The following is a 16969-nucleotide window of genomic DNA, read 5'->3' as shown; positions in this document are numbered from 1 at the left end:
CAAATTCGAAGGCGCGCATAATAGTCGCCGCTCATGCCTGCGACCAGTGGTTTTCGATCAGAGGCTTTGCATTCCGCGCGGCGAGGGGTTAACATCCGCAACCCTTAAAAACCGACGTACTTAGTGCAAGCGTTGCACGAGGCGTTGACCCCGGTAATGAATGAAGGTAGCTCTGGATGCCAGCCGTCAAAGTTAAAGAGAACGAACCCTTCGACGTAGCTCTGCGTCGTTTCAAGCGCTCCTGCGAAAAAGCCGGTGTTCTGGCTGAAGTTCGTAGCCGCGAATTTTACGAGAAGCCGACTTCCGAGCGTAAGCGTAAAGCAGCTGCTGCTGTTAAGCGTCACGCCAAGAAAGTTCAGCGCGAACAGCGCCGCGCCGTTCGTCTGTATTAATACAGACGTCCGTCGCAAGCTTCTGCCTCGCCCGGCCCCAAAGCCGGGCTGCCGGCAGTTGCAGTTTTAGCCTCACGCTGTACAGACAGAGGCTGTCGAAGCCGCAGATGCGACCCAGACAAACCCCGTCGAACTCTTCCAGCCTGAACCAGGCCGCGTTGACCCGTCTACACTGACCACGCAACCGTCGTTACGCTTTGGATTCGCCACGATCTTTCTGGCGGGGCGCCTGATGATGAGAACGCCATGGCCGGACTGATTCCCCAAGGTTTTATTGACGACCTCCTGAACCGCACCGACATTGTCGATGTTGTCAGCTCGCGCGTTCAATTAAAGAAGACCGGCAAGAATTTCAGTGCCTGCTGTCCTTTCCACAAGGAAAAGACACCCTCGTTCAGTGTCAGCCCTGACAAACAGTTCTACTACTGCTTTGGCTGCGGCGCGGGCGGCAATGCCCTCGGCTTCATCATGGACCACGACAACCTGGATTTCCCTCAGGCGGTCGAGGATCTGGCGAAAGCCGCAGGCATGGAAGTGCCTCGCGAACAGGGCGTCAAAGGGCAAAAGCCCAGACAACCTACCGATTCGCCGCTGTACCCATTACTCACAGCCGCAGCCGAGTTTTACCGGGCTGCACTGAAAAGCCACCCGACGCGCAAGTCAGCGGTGGACTACCTGAAAGGCCGCGGCCTGTCAGGCGAGATTGCCCGCGATTTCGGCCTGGGTTTCGCACCGCCGGGCTGGGACAACCTCTACAAGCACCTGAGCAGCGACACCCTTCAGCAGAAGGCGATGATCGATGCCGGACTGCTGATCGAAAACGCCGAAACCGGCAAACGGTATGACCGCTTCCGCGATCGGGTGATGTTCCCTATTCGCGATAGCCGTGGTCGCGTCATTGCCTTTGGCGGACGCGTGCTCGGCGACGACAAGCCAAAATACCTGAACTCTCCCGAAACACCGGTGTTTCATAAGGGACAGGAACTGTACGGCCTGTTCGAAGCCCGCAAACATAATCGGAATCTGGACGAGATCATCGTCGTCGAAGGCTACATGGACGTCATTGCCCTGGCCCAACAAGGCCTGCGCAATGCCGTGGCAACGCTGGGTACGGCGACCAGTGAAGAACATTTGAAGCGCCTGTTTCGTGTCGTGCCGAGTGTGCTGTTCTGCTTCGACGGCGACCAGGCCGGCCGCAATGCTGCATGGCGCGCGCTGGAAGCAACGTTGTCCAGCCTGCAAGACGGACGCCGGGCCCGATTTCTGTTTCTGCCGGAAGGCGAAGACCCGGACACACTGGTGCGGTCAGAAGGCACCGATGCGTTCAAGGCCAGGATCAACCAGCACGCGCAACCACTGGCCGATTACTTTTTCGAGCAACTGACCAAGGAAGCCGACCCGCGCTCCCTGGAAGGCAAGGCGCACATGGTGACACTGGCCGCGCCGCTGATCGAAAAAGTGCCGGGCGCCAATCTGCGCGAACTGATGCGCCGTCGCCTGAAAGAAATTACAGGCCTGGACACTGCGGCCGTTAATCAGTTGGTGCAGAACGCACCGGCGGAAGCGCCGCCGGCGTACGACCCGGGTTTCGATTACGACTCGGTTCCCGATTACAGCGATTACCAGCCGCACGATGCGTACGAGCCACAACAGCAGGAATGGACGCCCAAAGCACCGGGCGGCCAGCAGAAAAAATGGGACAAGAAGCCGTGGGACAAAGGCAAGAAGTGGGACAAGAACGGCAAGCGTCCCGATTTCGAGCCCCGCACCCCGCGCACGCCCGCAACCGTTGAGCCGCCGACGCTGACGGCGCTCCGGACACTGCTTCATCACCCGGAACTGTCGGCCCAGGTGGCGAACGCGAGTAATTTTGCCGACGAAGAGAATGTGTACTCGCAGCTTCTGGTCGCTCTGATCGATGCGACACAGAAAAATCCGAAGCTGCGGTCCATGCAATTGATCGCGCGCTGGCATGGCACCGATCAAGGGCGATTATTACGACAACTGGCGGAAAAGGAATGGTTGATCTCGGCCGATAACCTTGAACAACAGTTTTTCGACACTATAACTAGTTTGTCCGCACGCCAACGCGAGCGACACCTGGACCAATTGATCAGAAAGGAACGGCAGTCAGGGCTCAGTGCTGAAGAAAAAGTTCAGCTGCTCAACCTGTTAAATCGCAATGTTCCTGCACAAACCCCGACCTCAACTGGCGCGTGAGGTCCTAGCTCGGGTATAATCCTCGGCTTGTTTTTTGCCCGCCAAGACCTTCAGTGGATAGGGTGTTATGTCCGGAAAAGCGCAACAGCAGTCTCGCCTCAAAGAGTTGATCAGCCGCGGTCGTGAGCAGGGTTACCTGACTTACGCGGAGGTCAACGACCACCTGCCGGAGGATATTTCAGATCCGGAACAGGTGGAAGACATCATCCGCATGATTAACGACATGGGGATCAACGTATTCGAGAGTGCTCCGGATGCGGACGCCCTTCTGTTGGCCGAAGCCGACACCGACGAAGCGGCTGCTGAAGAAGCAGCCGCAGCGTTGGCGGCAGTCGAAACCGACATCGGTCGCACAACCGACCCGGTGCGCATGTACATGCGTGAAATGGGTACGGTCGAGCTTCTGACGCGTGAAGGCGAAATCGAAATCGCCAAGCGTATCGAGGAAGGCATCCGTGAAGTGATGGGCGCGATCGCGCACTTCCCTGGCACGGTCGAGCACATTCTCTCTGAATACACTCGCGTCACCACCGAAGGTGGCCGCCTGTCTGACGTCCTGAGCGGTTACATCGACCCGGACGACGGCATTGCGCCGCCTGCCGAAGTGCCGCCGCCGCTCGATCAGAAAGCCGACAAGGCCGCCGACGTCGCGGACGACGATGAAGAAGAATCTGATGGTGACGACGAGGAAGAGGCCGAAAGCGGTCCTGATCCAGTCGTTGCAGCGCAGCGCTTCGGTGCTGTCTCCGATCAGATGACGATCACGCTCAAGGCTCTGAAAAAGCATGGCCGTGGCAGCAAGCAGGCCAATGAAGAGCTGTTGGCGCTTGCCGACCTGTTCATGCCGATCAAACTGGTTCCTAAACAGTTTGAAGGTCTGGTGGAGCGTGTCCGCAGCGCCCTGGAGCGTCTGCGTGCACAGGAACGCGCCATCATGCAGCTGTGTGTGCGTGATGCACGCATGCCGCGCGCCGACTTCCTTCGCCAGTTCCCGGGCAATGAAGTCGACCAGAGCTGGACCGACGCACTGGCCAAGGGCAAGAGCAAATATGCCGAAGCCATCGGTCGCCTGCAGGCCGACATTCAGCGTTGCCAGCAGAAGCTGACCGCGCTGGAAGAAGAAACCGGCCTGACCGTCCTCGAAATCAAGGACATCAACCGTCGCATGTCGATCGGCGAGGCCAAGGCCCGTCGTGCGAAGAAAGAGATGGTTGAGGCGAACCTGCGTCTGGTGATCTCGATCGCCAAAAAGTACACCAACCGCGGTCTGCAGTTCCTCGATCTGATCCAGGAAGGCAACATCGGCCTGATGAAGGCGGTAGACAAGTTCGAATACCGTCGTGGTTACAAGTTCTCGACTTATGCCACCTGGTGGATCCGTCAGGCGATCACTCGCTCGATCGCCGACCAGGCCCGTACCATCCGTATTCCGGTGCACATGATCGAGACGATCAACAAGCTCAACCGCATTTCCCGCCAGATGTTGCAGGAAATGGGTCGTGAACCGACGCCGGAAGAGCTGGGCGAACGCATGGAAATGCCTGAGGACAAGATCCGCAAGGTATTGAAGATCGCGAAAGAGCCGATCTCCATGGAAACCCCGATCGGCGACGACGAAGACTCGCATCTGGGTGACTTCATCGAAGACTCGACCATGCAGTCGCCTATCGATGTCGCCACGGTTGAGAGCCTCAAGGAAGCCACTCGCGAAGTATTGTCGGGCCTTACCGCCCGCGAAGCGAAGGTCCTGCGCATGCGTTTCGGCATCGACATGAATACTGACCACACCCTTGAGGAAGTCGGTAAGCAGTTCGATGTAACCCGTGAGCGTATTCGTCAAATCGAAGCAAAAGCGCTGCGCAAGCTGCGTCACCCGACCCGAAGCGAACACCTGCGTTCGTTCCTGGACGAGTAAGCCTCGCGTCATAACAAAACCCCCGGCAATGCCGGGGGTTTTGCGTTTTAAGGAATAACATTCCGGCAGTGTGCCACCTTCGTTCGGCGCAGCTACACTCGTCCCATTCTCAACGGGATTACTGAGGCTGCCATGTTTTGGATGCCGGCCATTGTTTTCGTGTGTTTGGTGGGGACCACGTCAGCTGATGCCCAAGCTCTTTCCGCAGAGCAGGGTGCCTGGCAAGACACACGGGAAGCGCCAGGAAGGGCGGTAGAAGTCACGTCGCCAGCTTTTGAACATGTCTTGAGGGATGGAGCACTGCGGGAGCCTGCAATTGGCCATCTCTTTGCGGTGGAAGAAAGTGCGCGCCTGGACGCCACGGGCTTGCAGCAGACAGACGCAACTGCATTGACGCCACCCTCCCCTTCGGAACCCGCCGAGCTTTGGCGTGAATTCCTCCTGTTCGGTCTACCGGGGTTACTGCTGTTATCGACGGTGCTGGCCGTGGTCGTGCGCATCAACCGGCGCCTCAGTTCGGAAATTTCCAGACGCATTGCGCTCGAGCAAGAGCTCCGCAGCAGCGAGTATCACTACCGCGGCATGATCGAAAGTCTTTCAGCCATCGCGTGGGAGGCCAACACCCACGACTATTCCTACAACTACGTTTCGCCACACGCCGAGAATTTGCTGGGCTACCCACTGCATCAGTGGCTCAAGCCCGGTTTCTGGCGCAGCATCGTGCATCCTGATGACATCGACTACGCACAGGCCTACTGCGAGTGCGCGATCACTCAAGGGAATGATCACAGCATCGATTACCGCGTCATGAGCGCCGAGGGCCGTGTGGTCTGGGTTCGTGACATCGTCAGCATGATCGCTTACGGCCGCGAGCCGGTGATGCGCGGGTTGATGATCGACATCAGCGAAGCCAAACAGACCGAAGAAGCGTTACGCCTGTCTGAAGGAAAATTCGCATCGGTGTTCGCGCAGTGCCCGGACATTCTGGTCATTGCACGCCTGTCCGACGGTTGCTTCCTTGAAGCCAACCGGGCATTCGTCGAGCAAATGGGGCTGTCGCCCGATCAGGTCGTCGGGCGCACGCCGTCAGAGCTGGATATCTGGGGCATTCCCGACATCGGTCCGAGCCTGTTGCAGCGCTTGCAGAAAGGCAGCATTCGCAACCTGGAGATGCCCTTTCGTCGTCACGATGGCCGAACCTTCACGGGGCTGTTGTCCGCCGAACCGTTCGATCTGGATTCCACGCCTGCCGTCGTCCTCGTGGTGCGTGACATCACGCCGCTCAAGGAGGCGCAGCAACAGCTGCAGATGTCCGAGGAGAAATTTGCCAAGGCCTTCCATTCCTCGCCGGATGGCCTGCTGATCTCCCGACAGAGTGATGGCCTGCTCGTGGAAATCAACGACGGCTTCAGTCGCATCACCGGGTATCACAGCTCCCTCTCGCTCGACCGCACCACGCTCGACCTCGGCATCTGGGTCGATCTCAACGAGCGCCAGCAATTGCTGGAACAGATCAATCGCGATGGCTTCGTGAAGGATTTCACCAGCCACATCCGGCGCAGGGACGGTCAGATTCGGCTGTGCGAAATATCCTCACGGCCGCTGCCCATTGGTGGCGAAGACTGCATGCTGACCATCGCGCGGGACATCACCGAGCGCCATCAGATGCAGGAAAAACTGCAACTGGCGGCCACTGTGTTCGAAAGCACGGCCGAAGGCGTTCTGATCACTGATACGCGCCAGCGCATCAACGCAGTGAACCGGGCTTTCAGCGAAATCACAGGTTACAGCGAGGGTGAAGCCATTGGCGAAACGCCGCGCTTGCTGGCTTCCGGCCTGCATGACAGCGCGTTCTACGCGGCCATGTGGTATCAGCTTACGGCCGAAGGCCATTGGCAGGGCGAGATCAGCAACCGCCGCAAGAACGGTGAAATCTATCCGAGCTGGCTGACCATCAGCGCCGTGCGCAATCGCGACAAATTCATCACGCACTTCGTCGCGGTGTTCGCCGATATCTCCAGCCTCAAACAAGCTCAGGCGCGCCTGGACTATCAGGCGCATCACGACCCGTTGACCGGCCTGCCCAACCGTACGCTGTTCGAAAGCCGCCTGCACGCGGCGCTCACTCACTGCAAGGAAGCCAGCAGCCTTGGCGCCGTATTGTTTCTCGACCTTGACCGGTTCAAGCACATCAACGACAGCCTCGGACACCCGGTCGGCGACTTGCTCCTCAAAGGGATTGCGCAACGCCTGAAGGAAAACCTGCGCGACATCGACACCGTGGCGCGTCTGGGTGGCGACGAATTCATCATCCTGCTGCCAGGCCTGCAAGCCGCCAGCGACGCCGAGGCCATCGCGACGAAACTGCTGAACAGCTTCTCCGCGCCTTTCCAGGCGGGCGAACATGAGTTTTTCATCAGCACCAGTATCGGCACGGCAATGTTCCCGAGCGACGGCGCCGACGTCCCCACGCTGATCAAAAATGCTGACGCGGCGATGTACCGCTCGAAAGCCAAAGGGCGAAACCGTGTCGAGAGCTATACGCGCGACCTGACGGCACAGGCCAGTGAGCGCATCGCGCTGGAGCACGAGCTGCGCCGCGCCATCGAACGCGACGAGCTGACCTTGTCCTACCAGCCGAAGATCAGCCTTCTTACGCAGCGGCTGGTCGGCGCAGAAGCGTTGATCCGCTGGAGCCACCCGACATTCGGAGAAGTCCCACCGGAGCGATTCATTCCTCTGGCAGAGGAAAACGGCATGATCCTGCAGATCGGCGAGTGGGTGCTGGAGAAAGCCTGTCAGCAGATGCATCAGTGGAATCAGCTGTACGACGTGTTCGGTCCGCTGTCGGTGAACCTCGCCGGCGCTCAGTTGCGTCAGCCTAATCTGGTCAACCGCATCGAGCAGTTGCTGACCGAATACAGCCTGCAGCCAGGCTGCCTGCAATTGGAGATCACCGAAAACTTCATCATGACCCAGACCGAGGAGGCGCTGTCGGTGCTGCATCGCCTGAAAAAACTCGGCGTTCAGCTGGCGATCGATGACTTCGGGACAGGCTACTCGTCGCTCAGTTACCTCAAACGTCTGCCGCTGGACATCCTTAAAATCGACCAGTCGTTCGTTCGCGGGCTACCTGACGATCAACACGATGCCGCCATCGTGCGGGCCATCATCGCGCTGGGCCGCAGCATGCAGCTGACGGTCATCGCCGAGGGCGTGGAGAACCTCGAACAGCAGCAATTCCTCGCCGACGAAGGCTGTGAACAGATTCAGGGCTACATCGTCAGCCTGCCACTGCGCCCCGAGGAATTTTGCGCGACGTTTCTTCGTATGACAGTTTCGGACTTTTCGGATAGCACAGCACGGAAACCGTCGTTATAATCCGCCGCCTGACTGAGGGCCTATAGCTCAGTTGGTTAGAGCAGAGGACTCATAATCCTTTGGTCCACGGTTCGAGTCCGTGTGGGCCCACCACCTTCAAAAGCCGCGCTTTGCGCGGCTTTTTTATTGCCGAGGAAGCCATCGACCCTGATCACTCGCAGGATGCGGAAATACCGAATTTTCAAAAGGAAGAGGGACGACATGACGGTTTTAGAAGCGATAAAGAAAGCATCACGCATGAAGTGGTCGGGGCTGGCGGTGATGCTGGTGGGTGTGATTCAACTGGCGATGTTCCTGGTGCTGTTCATCTACGATTTTGGTGAACAACTCAAGGCCAGCTTCCTCTCCAAACTCGGCTACGCGCTTCAGGATATTTGCCTGATCGCCTACGAAAACACGCGTTTTCTGCAGCTGCTCTGGGACGCGACGCCCCGCGTGAATGTCTATCAGCCGTTCAGCGTGGAAACGCTCATGTTCTTCGGAATCATGGTGATCGTGGCGACTGGCAGCTACATCCGCAGGTGTGGGAAACAGCTGTCGGCAGACATTGCGGCCATCCGAAAAAAAGCCCGGGACGAGCTGTGGTTGCGCTCCATGCTCCCGCAGGATCAGGCCACCACAGTCATCAATGAGCCGGCCAGTGTTACAGTGCTGACGCTGCAAATGCCGCCCGGCGAAGTGAAGAACTGGTGGGAGCGTCCCGCCGGCATGCTCCTGATGGGATTGGCGACGACCTACCTGGCGGCCTATCTGACCAAAGTTTCCGGGCTGACCTGAGGATATATTCGCGAGGCGGATGGTCTGTAACCCCATGAATACACCTTCCCTTCCCGCCTGGCTACGCCGCCTCCTGCGCCCACTGCTGGACCCGTACCGCCGTTACCGGCACGCGCGATACATTCACGCGGGCCGTATCGTGGTGGGTCTGCTGGTGTCGATCTTGCTGACAACCGGGATTCACCTGCCTCACGGCGAGTGGGCCTCGGTGACGATGTTGATCGTGATCGGTGGCCTGCAGCACCACGGCAATATCGGCAAGAAATCGGTCGAGCGGGCTTACGGCACGCTGATCGGCGCAGCGCTCGGGCTGGCGGTGGTGGCGCAGGAAAGTTATCTGGGCATGCCGCTGCTCACCTATGTGCTGATGTCGCTGATTTGCGGGTTCTTCGCCTATCACGCCATCGGCAAAGGTGGGTATACGGCGCTGCTGTCGGCGATCACGCTGTTCATCGTTGCAGGCCACGGCGACAACCCGATCACCGACGGGCTGTGGCGCACGGTGGACATCCTGATCGGCATCGCGCTCGCGCTGGCCTTCTCCTTCGCGCTGCCGTTGTACGCGGTGTACTCCTGGCGATACAACCTGGCGAGCGGACTGCGCGGCTGCGCCAAGGCCTACGACCGGATCGCCAGCGGGCAGTCGATTGCGGCCGACGATCACGTGAAACTGACGGCGCGCCTGAACGCAACGATGCTGCAACTGCGTTCGCTCATGCCGTCGGTTTCCAAGGAAGTGAAGATATCGATGGTGGAGCTGGACGCCATTCAGGGGCATTTCCGCATGTGCCTGAGCACACTGGAGATTCTCTCGAACCTTCGTCCGGCCGATATTGGCAGTGCAGGCCTGTCCGCTGAACACCGCAGGATCAGGCGTCTGTTGATCGGTATGGCTCGCGCGCTGCAGACCGGCGCGACCGAGCGCCTGGAGCGGCCAACCGAAACCCTGGCCGTCGGTCCTGACATCCCGACCGCATCCCCCGATGTGCTGGGTTATCAATTGATGACACGGCAGTTCACGCTCAACCTCGAAGCCCTGCAGCAACGGCTGGCGAAAACCGCGAAGGCCTGGAAGATCTGACCTTCGCCTGCCGCTGCTTCAATAAACCGAGGGCACGACCATTTCACGCGGCACAGGTGCGCGTAAATAGTTGGCGTTGTATTCACGCTCCGGCAGGACCACTTGCGGCGACTCCACATCGCCGCGCGGGATCTGTTGCAGCAAGTGATGAATGCAGTTCAGTCGCGCGCGCTTCTTGTCATCGGCTTCCACGATCCACCAAGGCGCGACGTCGGTGTGCGAACGGGTGAGCATCTCTTCCTTGGCGCGTGTGTAATCCTCCCAGCGACGGCGTGACTCCAGGTCCATCGGCGAGAGCTTCCACTGTTTCAGCGGGTCGTGGATGCGCATCAGAAAGCGACGATATTGTTCGTCGTCCGTAATGGAAAACCAGTACTTGATGAGGATGATGCCCGAGCGCACCAGCATCTTTTCGAACTCGGGAACGGTGCGGAAGAACTCTTCGTATTCCTCGTTGTTGCAAAAACCCATGACCCGCTCGACACCGGCGCGGTTGTACCAGCTGCGATCGAACAGGACCATTTCACCCGCCGCCGGCAGATGCGACACATAGCGCTGAAAGTACCATTGCGTGCGTTCGCGCTCGCTTGGCGCAGTCAACGCAGCGACACGGCAGACGCGTGGATTGAGGCGTTGCGTGATGCGCTTGATGGCACCACCCTTTCCGGCCGCATCGCGCCCCTCGAACAGCACCACCACCTTGAGCTTCTGGCTGACGACCCAGTCCTGCAGCTTGACCAGTTCGCCCTGCAGCCGCAGCAATTCGCGAAAATACACCCGCCGATCGATGCCCTTCGGCACCTCTTCCCCCAGATCGGAAAGCAGGCCGTCCAGACGAGCGTCGTCGTATTCCATCTCCAGCTCTTCGTCGAAACTGTCGAGAATGTCGGCGTGGATGTAGCGGGCGGTTTCGGATAAATCCAGAGTCATGGCGGGCTCCCGGCGTGGATTCAGAGGGTCAGGGGCCGATTTAGACATGCCGGGGGTGACAGCTGAATGACAGGGCGATGACAGCAGGGAAAAGTCCTACGAGCTTGAGCTACGCACTCACACGATGGACGCCATGTTAATGCGCGTGCCTCAGTAAGTCGGCGGCGTAATGACCCAAAGCACCACTGCATCGGTCTCGCCTGGATTTCCATAGCGATGCGGCTCGTGACTGGCAAAGCGAAAGCTGTCGCCCTCACCGAGCAGGAAATGCCGCTCGCCCACCCACAGCTCGAAGGTCCCCGTCAGGACATAGCCGACTTCCTCACCTTCATGGGTGTAACTGGTGCGATTGTAGGCACCGGGCGGGAAGCGCGAGTGAACCATCTCGATCTGACCGCTCGGACTGGGCGTGAGCAATTGATCATGGATGCCGTCATCGTAGTGGATGTTCTGCCGGCTTTCCCTGCGCACGACATAACCGGCATCGGCCTCGCTGACGTCGGATTTGGTCGAAAAAAACCACTGTATGTTGACGCCCAGACAACGGCCGATTTTCAGCAGCGTATCCACCGAGGGGCGGGACAGGTCCCGCTCGAGCTGGCTGATATAACCCACCGACAACTGGCTGCGCTGCGCCAGCTCTGCGAGGGTCAGGCCCTGACGCTTGCGCAACCCGCGAATTCGCTCGCCCAGAAAACTCTCGCCAGCAGGTGCATCTTCCGCGGGCATGCTCGCCTTCCTGGCGCTGTCGCGGGTGACTCCTTTACTCATCATCTACCTCGGTAACGGTCTGCTGGATGCACGTGACAGCGTGAAGTGTAAGCGGCTGGCTGGAAAAAGAATCAACGCATGGCACGTGTTTTTAACCAGCAGTGAAATTTCGTCCACTTTTTTCACAAAATAGTCATTCCTGTCTTCTTTTTTCACCAGCGCTGGATTAGTCTCTGGGCAAGCCCGCACGTCATGCCGAGGCGACAACAATAAAGAACACCGCCATCGCACGCCGAAGAACGCGTCATGGCAACCAGCTCCAGCTTCCCCGTATTTCAACCCATTGCCTGTTTCTATCCGTTTACCCCTGTGCAGCCAAGGGCGTGCCTGCGTGCCACCTTGGCTCTCGAAAAAGAGCCCGACGGCCAAAGGAAAATGTTGATGAACAGTAAGAACCTGAAGATTGCATGCGCGTTGTTGATGCTCACACCTCTGTCAGCCATGGCGGCGCAGAACCTGGTCATCGTCGGCTTCGGCGGTGCGGCGCAGAAAATCCAGAATTCGACGATCTTCGAGCCTTTCTCCAAAAAGGCTGGCGTCGGCGTGGTGCAGACCGAATACAACGGGGAAATGGCCAAGATCAAAGTAATGGCCGAAACCGGTCATGCCGACTGGGACGTCGTGCAGGTCGAGGCCCCGGATCTTGAGCGCGGTTGCGCGGAAGGCCTTTTCGAAAAACTCGAATGGCCCGCGCTTGCGGCCGGCCAGCAACTGATCGAAGGCTCGCAACAGGAGTGCGGTTCGGCTGCGCTGGTGTGGGGCATGCCGCTGGTCTATGCCACCGACAAGGTCAAAACCGTACCGGGCAGTTGGGCGGATTTCTGGGATACCGACAAATACCCCGGCAAACGCGGCCTGCGCAAAGGCGCGATGTACACCCTCGAATACGCCCTGCTGGCGGACGGCGTTCCGGCTGCGGACATTTATAAAGTGCTGAACACGCCGGCAGGTGTCGATCGTGCGTTCGCCAAGCTGGACAAACTCAAGCCGTACATTCAGTGGTGGGAAGCCGGATCGCAGCCGATGCAGTGGCTTGCCTCGGGCGACGTAGTCATGACGACGACCTTCAGCGGTCGCGGCGCCGTTGCCGCGAGCGAGGGCCTGAAAGTCGCGCCTATCTGGAAAGGCTCGCTGTACAGCATGGATTACTGGACCATCGTCAAAGGCTCGAAAAACAAGGCCGCGGCCAACGCATTTATCACTTACGCCAACGGGCAAGCGCCGCAGCAGGCGTTCTCCCAGGCCATCGCGTATGGCGTGACGAACAAGGCGCTCAGCGACAAGCTAGACCCGGTTAAAGCGCCGTGGATTCCAACGTCGCCGCAGAACATGGCCGTCGCAATGCCGCTGAATATCGAGTTCTGGGTCGATCACGGCGAAGAGCTGGAAGAACGCCTGAACGCCTGGCTGGCCCGCTGAAATGGCCGCCTGAATAATCTTTCGGAGGAACAATGACCCACCCGTACAGCCCGCAGGAATGGCAGCTCAGGCAAGAACTGGCTGCCTGCTATCGACTGGTTGCTCACTACAAAATGACCGACCTGATATCGACGCACATTTCTCTGCGCATTCCAGGCCCCGAACATCACTTCCTGATCAACCCGTATGGGCTGTTCTTCGAGGAGATCACCGCGTCGAACCTGGTGAAGATCGACCTGGACGGCAACAAGGTGCAAGCCTCGGAATTCCCGGTCAACCCGGCCGGGTTCGTTATCCACAGCGCTATCCATCGGGCGCGGGACGATGCGCAATGCGTTTTGCATACGCACACCAAGGCGGGGTGCGCGGTGGCGGCGCAGGAAGGCGGGCTGTTGCCGGTCAATCAGATCTCGCTGGAGTTCTACGGGCGCGTCGGGTACCACGATTACGAAGGCATCGCGCTGGATTTCAGCGAGCAGCAGCGCCTTGTCGCCGATCTTGGCGACAGCTCGGTCATGATCCTGCGCAATCACGGCTTGCTCACAGTCGGCGACAGCGTCAAGCAAGCATTTCTGCGCATGTATTACTTGGAGAAGGCGTGCGAAATCCAGATCGCCGCACAAGCGGGCGGTGCTTTGCGCTATCCGCCCGATGAAGTGTGTCGGCGCACCGAACGGCAATTCAACGAACCCGGGCAGGATGTCGCGCAGGGCGAGTTGAGCGATCCGGACGCGGTCAACTTTGCCTGGGCGGCATTGCTGCGATTACTTGATCGCGTCGCTCCGGACTACAAAAACTGAGGCGGGAAGCGGGTAAGATTGCCCGCTTACCTACGGAGACTCGCCCCTTGCCCGACACTCGCCCTCCCGCGCTGGATGAAATCGACCGCCAACTGATCGCTGCGCTGCAGATCAACGCCCGCGAGCCAGTCGCCAATCTGGCCCGTCAATTAGGGATCGCGCGCACGACAGTGACGTCTCGTCTCGCGCGTCTGGAAAAGAGCAAAATCATCACCGGTTACGGCGTGCGTCTGAGTCAGCGCGTGGTTGATGGCGGGCTGCAGGCGTATGTCGGGATCACCGTGCAACCGCGGTCGGGCAAGGAGGTGCTGCGACGGTTGACCGCTCTGGCTCAGGTGCAGCAACTATGTGCGGTCAGTGGCGAATTCGATTACGTGGCATGGCTGCGCACCGATTCGCCGGAGCAACTAGATCAATTGCTGGATCTGATCGGCAGCGTGGACGGTGTGGAGAAGACCACGACATCGATCATTCTCAGCAGCAAGATCGATCGGGGACAGCCGGTCTGATCATCCCACTGCAAAGTGATGCGTGACCTCGTCATATCGGCGTTAATCTCTACACAACGACAACACTCTGCGTCTTATTAACGTCTCAACTGTTATCTAGACTTTCCCCTTTCGCGCCATAGTCGAACAAGGTCAGTCATGAAGAACAATCGCCATCCCGCCGACGGAAAGAAGCCGATCACGATTTTCGGCCCCGACTTCCCCTTTGCCTTCGATGACTGGATCGAGCACCCGGCCGGGCTGGGCAGCATTCCAACAGAAAATCTCGGCAAGGAAGTCGCCATCGTCGGCGCCGGGATTGCCGGTCTCGTGGCGGCGTATGAGCTGATGAAGCTGGGCCTCAAGCCCGTCGTCTACGAGGCGTCGAAAATGGGTGGCCGCTTGCGCTCGCAGCAGTTCGAGGGCGCCGAAGGCATCATTGCCGAACTGGGCGGCATGCGCTTCCCGGTCTCATCCACGGCTTTTTATCACTATGTCGACAAGCTTGGCCTTGAGTCCAAACCCTTCCCCAACCCGTTGACGGGTGCATCCGGCAGCACCGTAATCGATCTGGAAGGCACCACGTATTACGCACAAAAGCCGTCGGACTTGCCCGCACTGTTTCACGAAGTGGCTGACGCGTGGGCGGACGCCCTGGAAGACGGCGCGCAATTCGCCGACATCCAGCAAGCCATTCGCGACCGCGACGTCCCCCGCCTCAAAACGTTGTGGAACAAGCTGGTGCCGCTGTGGGACGACCGCACGTTCTACGATTTCGTCGCCACCTCCAAGGCGTTCGCCAAACTGTCGTTCTACCATCGCGAAGTGTTTGGTCAGGTCGGGTTTGGCACCGGCGGCTGGGATTCTGACTTTCCGAACTCGATGCTGGAAATCTTCCGCGTGGTCATGACCAACTGCGACGATCATCAACATTTGATCGTCGGCGGCGTAGAGCAGGTGCCGCTGGGGATCTGGCGTCACGTGCCTGAGCGCTGCGTTCACTGGCCGGAAGGTACCAGCCTGTCGTCGCTGCATCGCGGCGCACCGCGTACAGGCGTGAAGCGTATCGCGCGCGCCCCCGATGGCCAGTTCGCGGTCACCGACAACTGGGGCGATACCCGACACTACGACGCCGTTCTGGCCACCTGCCAGAGTTGGCTGCTGACCACTCAGATCGAGTGCGAAGAGTCGCTGTTCTCGCAGAAAATGTGGATGGCGCTGGACCGCACGCGCTATATGCAGTCGTCCAAAACCTTCGTCATGGTCGATCGCCCGTTCTGGAAGGACAAGGATCCGGAAACGGGCCGCGATGTGATGAGCATGACGCTCACCGATCGCCTGACCCGCGGCACCTACCTGTTCGAAAACGGCACCTATTCCAACGGTGTCGACAAACCGGGCGTGATTTGTCTGTCGTACTCGTGGATGAGCGATGCACTGAAAATGCTGCCGCATCCTGTGGAAAAGCGCGTGAGTCTGGCACTTGGCGCGCTGAAAAAGATTTATCCGAAAGTGGATATTGCCGCGCGGATCATCGGAGATCCGATCACGGTGTCGTGGGAAGCAGACCCGCACTTCCTCGGCGCTTTCAAAGGTGCCCTGCCGGGCCACTATCGCTACAACCAGCGGATGTACGCGCACTTCATGCAAAAGGACATGCCTGACGAACATCGCGGCATTTTCATCGCCGGTGACGACGTTTCCTGGACACCGGCCTGGGTCGAGGGCGCGGTGCAGACCTCGCTCAACGCTGTCTGGGGCATCATGACCCACTTCGGCGGCAAGACCCACGCCGAAAACCCGGGGCCTGGCGATGTGTTCCACGAAATCGGCCCGATCGCGTTGCCGGAATAAGGAGTTGCCCATGCGCGTTGCCCTCTATCAATGCCCACCGCTGCCACTGGACATCGACGCCAACCTTCGGCGCCTTGAGGTGCAGGCCCTCGAGGCCGCGAGCAAAGGGGCAGCGGTGCTGGTCTGTCCGGAAATGTTTCTGAGCGGCTACAACATCGGTGCTCAGGCGGCGCGAAATCTTGCCCAGCCGAGCGATGGGCCGGCGGCACGGCTCATCGGCGAGATCGCGCGCAAGACCGGTGTGGCCATTCTCTACGGCTATCCGGAAGTGAGCGCCGACGATCAGGTCTACAACGCAGTGCAGTTGATCGACGCCCAAGGCGTGCGTGTCTGCAATTACCGTAAGACGCATCTGTATGGCGACCTGGACAAGTCGATGTTCAGTGCAGGCGATGAGCATTTTCCGGTGGTCGAATTCAACGGCTGGAAGCTAGGGTTCCTGATCTGCTACGACGCGGAGTTTCCCGAAAACACGCGCCGCCTCGCGCTGGCGGGTGCCGATCTGATCCTTGTGCCGACCGCTAACATGGCGCCCTACGACTTCGTTGCGGAAGTCACCGTTCGGGCGCGGGCTTTCGAAAACCAGTGTTATCTGGTCTACGCCAATTACTGCGGCAGCGAGGGCGACATTCATTACTGCGGGCTGAGCAGCATCTGCGCGCCGGACGGCAAGCAGATCGGCCTGGCCGCTCAAGACGAAGCCCTGGTGATCGCCGATCTGGACCGCAACCTGATGAGCGAATCCCAGGCCATCAATACCTATTTCAAGGACCGCCGACCCGGCTTCTATGCGGGACTCGTCAAGCGCTGAAGGCAAAGTTGATCATCCACAGTCTGCGTCCTTGTAGTACCCGGACTGTGCTGAAAACGCCTGCGTCTCACACTCTTTGTGTCGTTATCCGCTAGCATGAGCAGTCATTTCCAGAGCTGCTGCGGAATAC

12 protein-coding genes, 1 tRNA gene and 1 pseudogene are annotated in these 16969 nt (G+C 59.1%); 12 read left to right on the top strand and 2 right to left on the bottom strand.

Features of this window, described 5'->3' with window-relative positions; translation table 11 throughout:
• Window positions 1–176 precede the first annotated feature (176 nt).
• From rpsU to AAGQ88_RS02105, 7 genes and pseudogenes are all read left to right on the top strand, one after another.
• A complete protein-coding gene (gene rpsU / locus AAGQ88_RS02135; RefSeq protein WP_002551877.1) occupies window positions 177–392 on the top strand; it encodes a 30S ribosomal protein S21 in 216 nt (71 codons plus the stop codon).
• A gap of 246 nt (window positions 393–638) precedes the next feature.
• A complete protein-coding gene (gene dnaG / locus AAGQ88_RS02130; protein ID WP_342654330.1) occupies window positions 639–2612 on the top strand; it encodes a DNA primase in 1974 nt (657 codons plus the stop codon).
• Between the two features lie 67 nt (window positions 2613–2679).
• Window positions 2680–4527 (top strand): RNA polymerase sigma factor RpoD, encoded by a 1848-nt coding sequence (rpoD, locus tag AAGQ88_RS02125; RefSeq protein ID WP_342654329.1) that lies wholly within the window; start codon window positions 2680–2682, stop codon window positions 4525–4527.
• 438 nt (window positions 4528–4965) lie between these two features.
• Window positions 4966–7908 (top strand): annotated as a pseudogene (locus AAGQ88_RS02120) (EAL domain-containing protein); the annotation flags it as partial.
• A gap of 16 nt (window positions 7909–7924) precedes the next feature.
• Window positions 7925–8001 (top strand) — tRNA-Ile (locus tag AAGQ88_RS02115).
• A complete protein-coding gene (locus AAGQ88_RS02110) occupies window positions 7990–8685 on the top strand; it encodes a YniB family protein (protein WP_342654328.1) in 696 nt (231 codons plus the stop codon). The genes AAGQ88_RS02115 and AAGQ88_RS02110 overlap by 12 nt, the downstream gene beginning before the upstream one ends.
• 34 nt (window positions 8686–8719) lie before the next feature.
• Window positions 8720–9766, top strand: coding sequence for an FUSC family protein (locus AAGQ88_RS02105; RefSeq protein ID WP_285426372.1), 1047 nt, complete (start codon window positions 8720–8722; stop codon window positions 9764–9766).
• A gap of 18 nt (window positions 9767–9784) precedes the next feature.
• Here the strand turns inward: AAGQ88_RS02105 and ppk2 are convergent, their stop codons facing one another.
• On the bottom strand, window positions 9785–10696 hold the full coding sequence (gene ppk2 / locus AAGQ88_RS02100; RefSeq protein ID WP_093468642.1) for a polyphosphate kinase 2: 912 nt from the start codon (window positions 10694–10696) through the stop codon (window positions 9785–9787).
• A gap of 150 nt (window positions 10697–10846) precedes the next feature.
• A complete protein-coding gene (locus AAGQ88_RS02095) occupies window positions 10847–11425 on the bottom strand; it encodes a cupin domain-containing protein (protein ID WP_342654327.1) in 579 nt (192 codons plus the stop codon).
• A gap of 423 nt (window positions 11426–11848) precedes the next feature.
• On the opposite strand from AAGQ88_RS02095, the gene AAGQ88_RS02090 reads away from it, so the two are divergent.
• From AAGQ88_RS02090 to AAGQ88_RS02070, 5 genes are all read left to right on the top strand, one after another.
• Entirely contained in the window at window positions 11849–12886 is a 1038-nt protein-coding gene (locus tag AAGQ88_RS02090) for an ABC transporter substrate-binding protein (RefSeq protein ID WP_342654326.1), read from the top strand.
• A 32-nt stretch (window positions 12887–12918) separates the two neighbouring features.
• On the top strand, window positions 12919–13686 hold the full coding sequence (locus AAGQ88_RS02085; protein ID WP_285426375.1) for a class II aldolase/adducin family protein: 768 nt from the start codon (window positions 12919–12921) through the stop codon (window positions 13684–13686).
• A 47-nt stretch (window positions 13687–13733) separates the two neighbouring features.
• Entirely contained in the window at window positions 13734–14195 is a 462-nt protein-coding gene (locus AAGQ88_RS02080; RefSeq protein WP_093468630.1) for an Lrp/AsnC family transcriptional regulator, read from the top strand.
• 138 nt (window positions 14196–14333) lie between these two features.
• Window positions 14334–16028, top strand: coding sequence for an NAD(P)/FAD-dependent oxidoreductase (locus AAGQ88_RS02075; RefSeq protein ID WP_093468628.1), 1695 nt, complete (start codon window positions 14334–14336; stop codon window positions 16026–16028).
• A 10-nt stretch (window positions 16029–16038) separates the two neighbouring features.
• Window positions 16039–16839, top strand: a complete 801-nt coding sequence (locus AAGQ88_RS02070; protein WP_342654325.1) for a carbon-nitrogen hydrolase family protein — start codon at window positions 16039–16041, stop codon at window positions 16837–16839.
• The last annotated feature ends 130 nt before the right edge of the window (window positions 16840–16969 follow it).

Source organism: Pseudomonas sp. F3-2, from assembly GCF_038804275.1.
GTDB lineage: Bacteria > Pseudomonadota > Gammaproteobacteria > Pseudomonadales > Pseudomonadaceae > Aquipseudomonas.
Note: the sequence above shows the minus strand (reverse complement) of the source record. Positions and strands in the feature narration are given on the sequence as shown.

Coding starts and splice junctions, on each gene's coding strand:
- rpsU (WP_002551877.1), top strand. CDS start 177: ATGCCAGCCGTCAAAGTTAAAGAGAACGAACCCTTCGACGTAGCTCTG.
- dnaG (WP_342654330.1), top strand. CDS start 639: ATGGCCGGACTGATTCCCCAAGGTTTTATTGACGACCTCCTGAACCGC.
- rpoD (WP_342654329.1), top strand. CDS start 2,680: ATGTCCGGAAAAGCGCAACAGCAGTCTCGCCTCAAAGAGTTGATCAGC.
- AAGQ88_RS02105 (WP_285426372.1), top strand. CDS start 8,720: ATGAATACACCTTCCCTTCCCGCCTGGCTACGCCGCCTCCTGCGCCCA.
- ppk2 (WP_093468642.1), bottom strand. CDS start 10,696: ATGACTCTGGATTTATCCGAAACCGCCCGCTACATCCACGCCGACATT.
- AAGQ88_RS02095 (WP_342654327.1), bottom strand. CDS start 11,425: ATGCCCGCGGAAGATGCACCTGCTGGCGAGAGTTTTCTGGGCGAGCGA.
- AAGQ88_RS02090 (WP_342654326.1), top strand. CDS start 11,849: ATGAACAGTAAGAACCTGAAGATTGCATGCGCGTTGTTGATGCTCACA.
- AAGQ88_RS02085 (WP_285426375.1), top strand. CDS start 12,919: ATGACCCACCCGTACAGCCCGCAGGAATGGCAGCTCAGGCAAGAACTG.
- AAGQ88_RS02075 (WP_093468628.1), top strand. CDS start 14,334: ATGAAGAACAATCGCCATCCCGCCGACGGAAAGAAGCCGATCACGATT.
- AAGQ88_RS02070 (WP_342654325.1), top strand. CDS start 16,039: ATGCGCGTTGCCCTCTATCAATGCCCACCGCTGCCACTGGACATCGAC.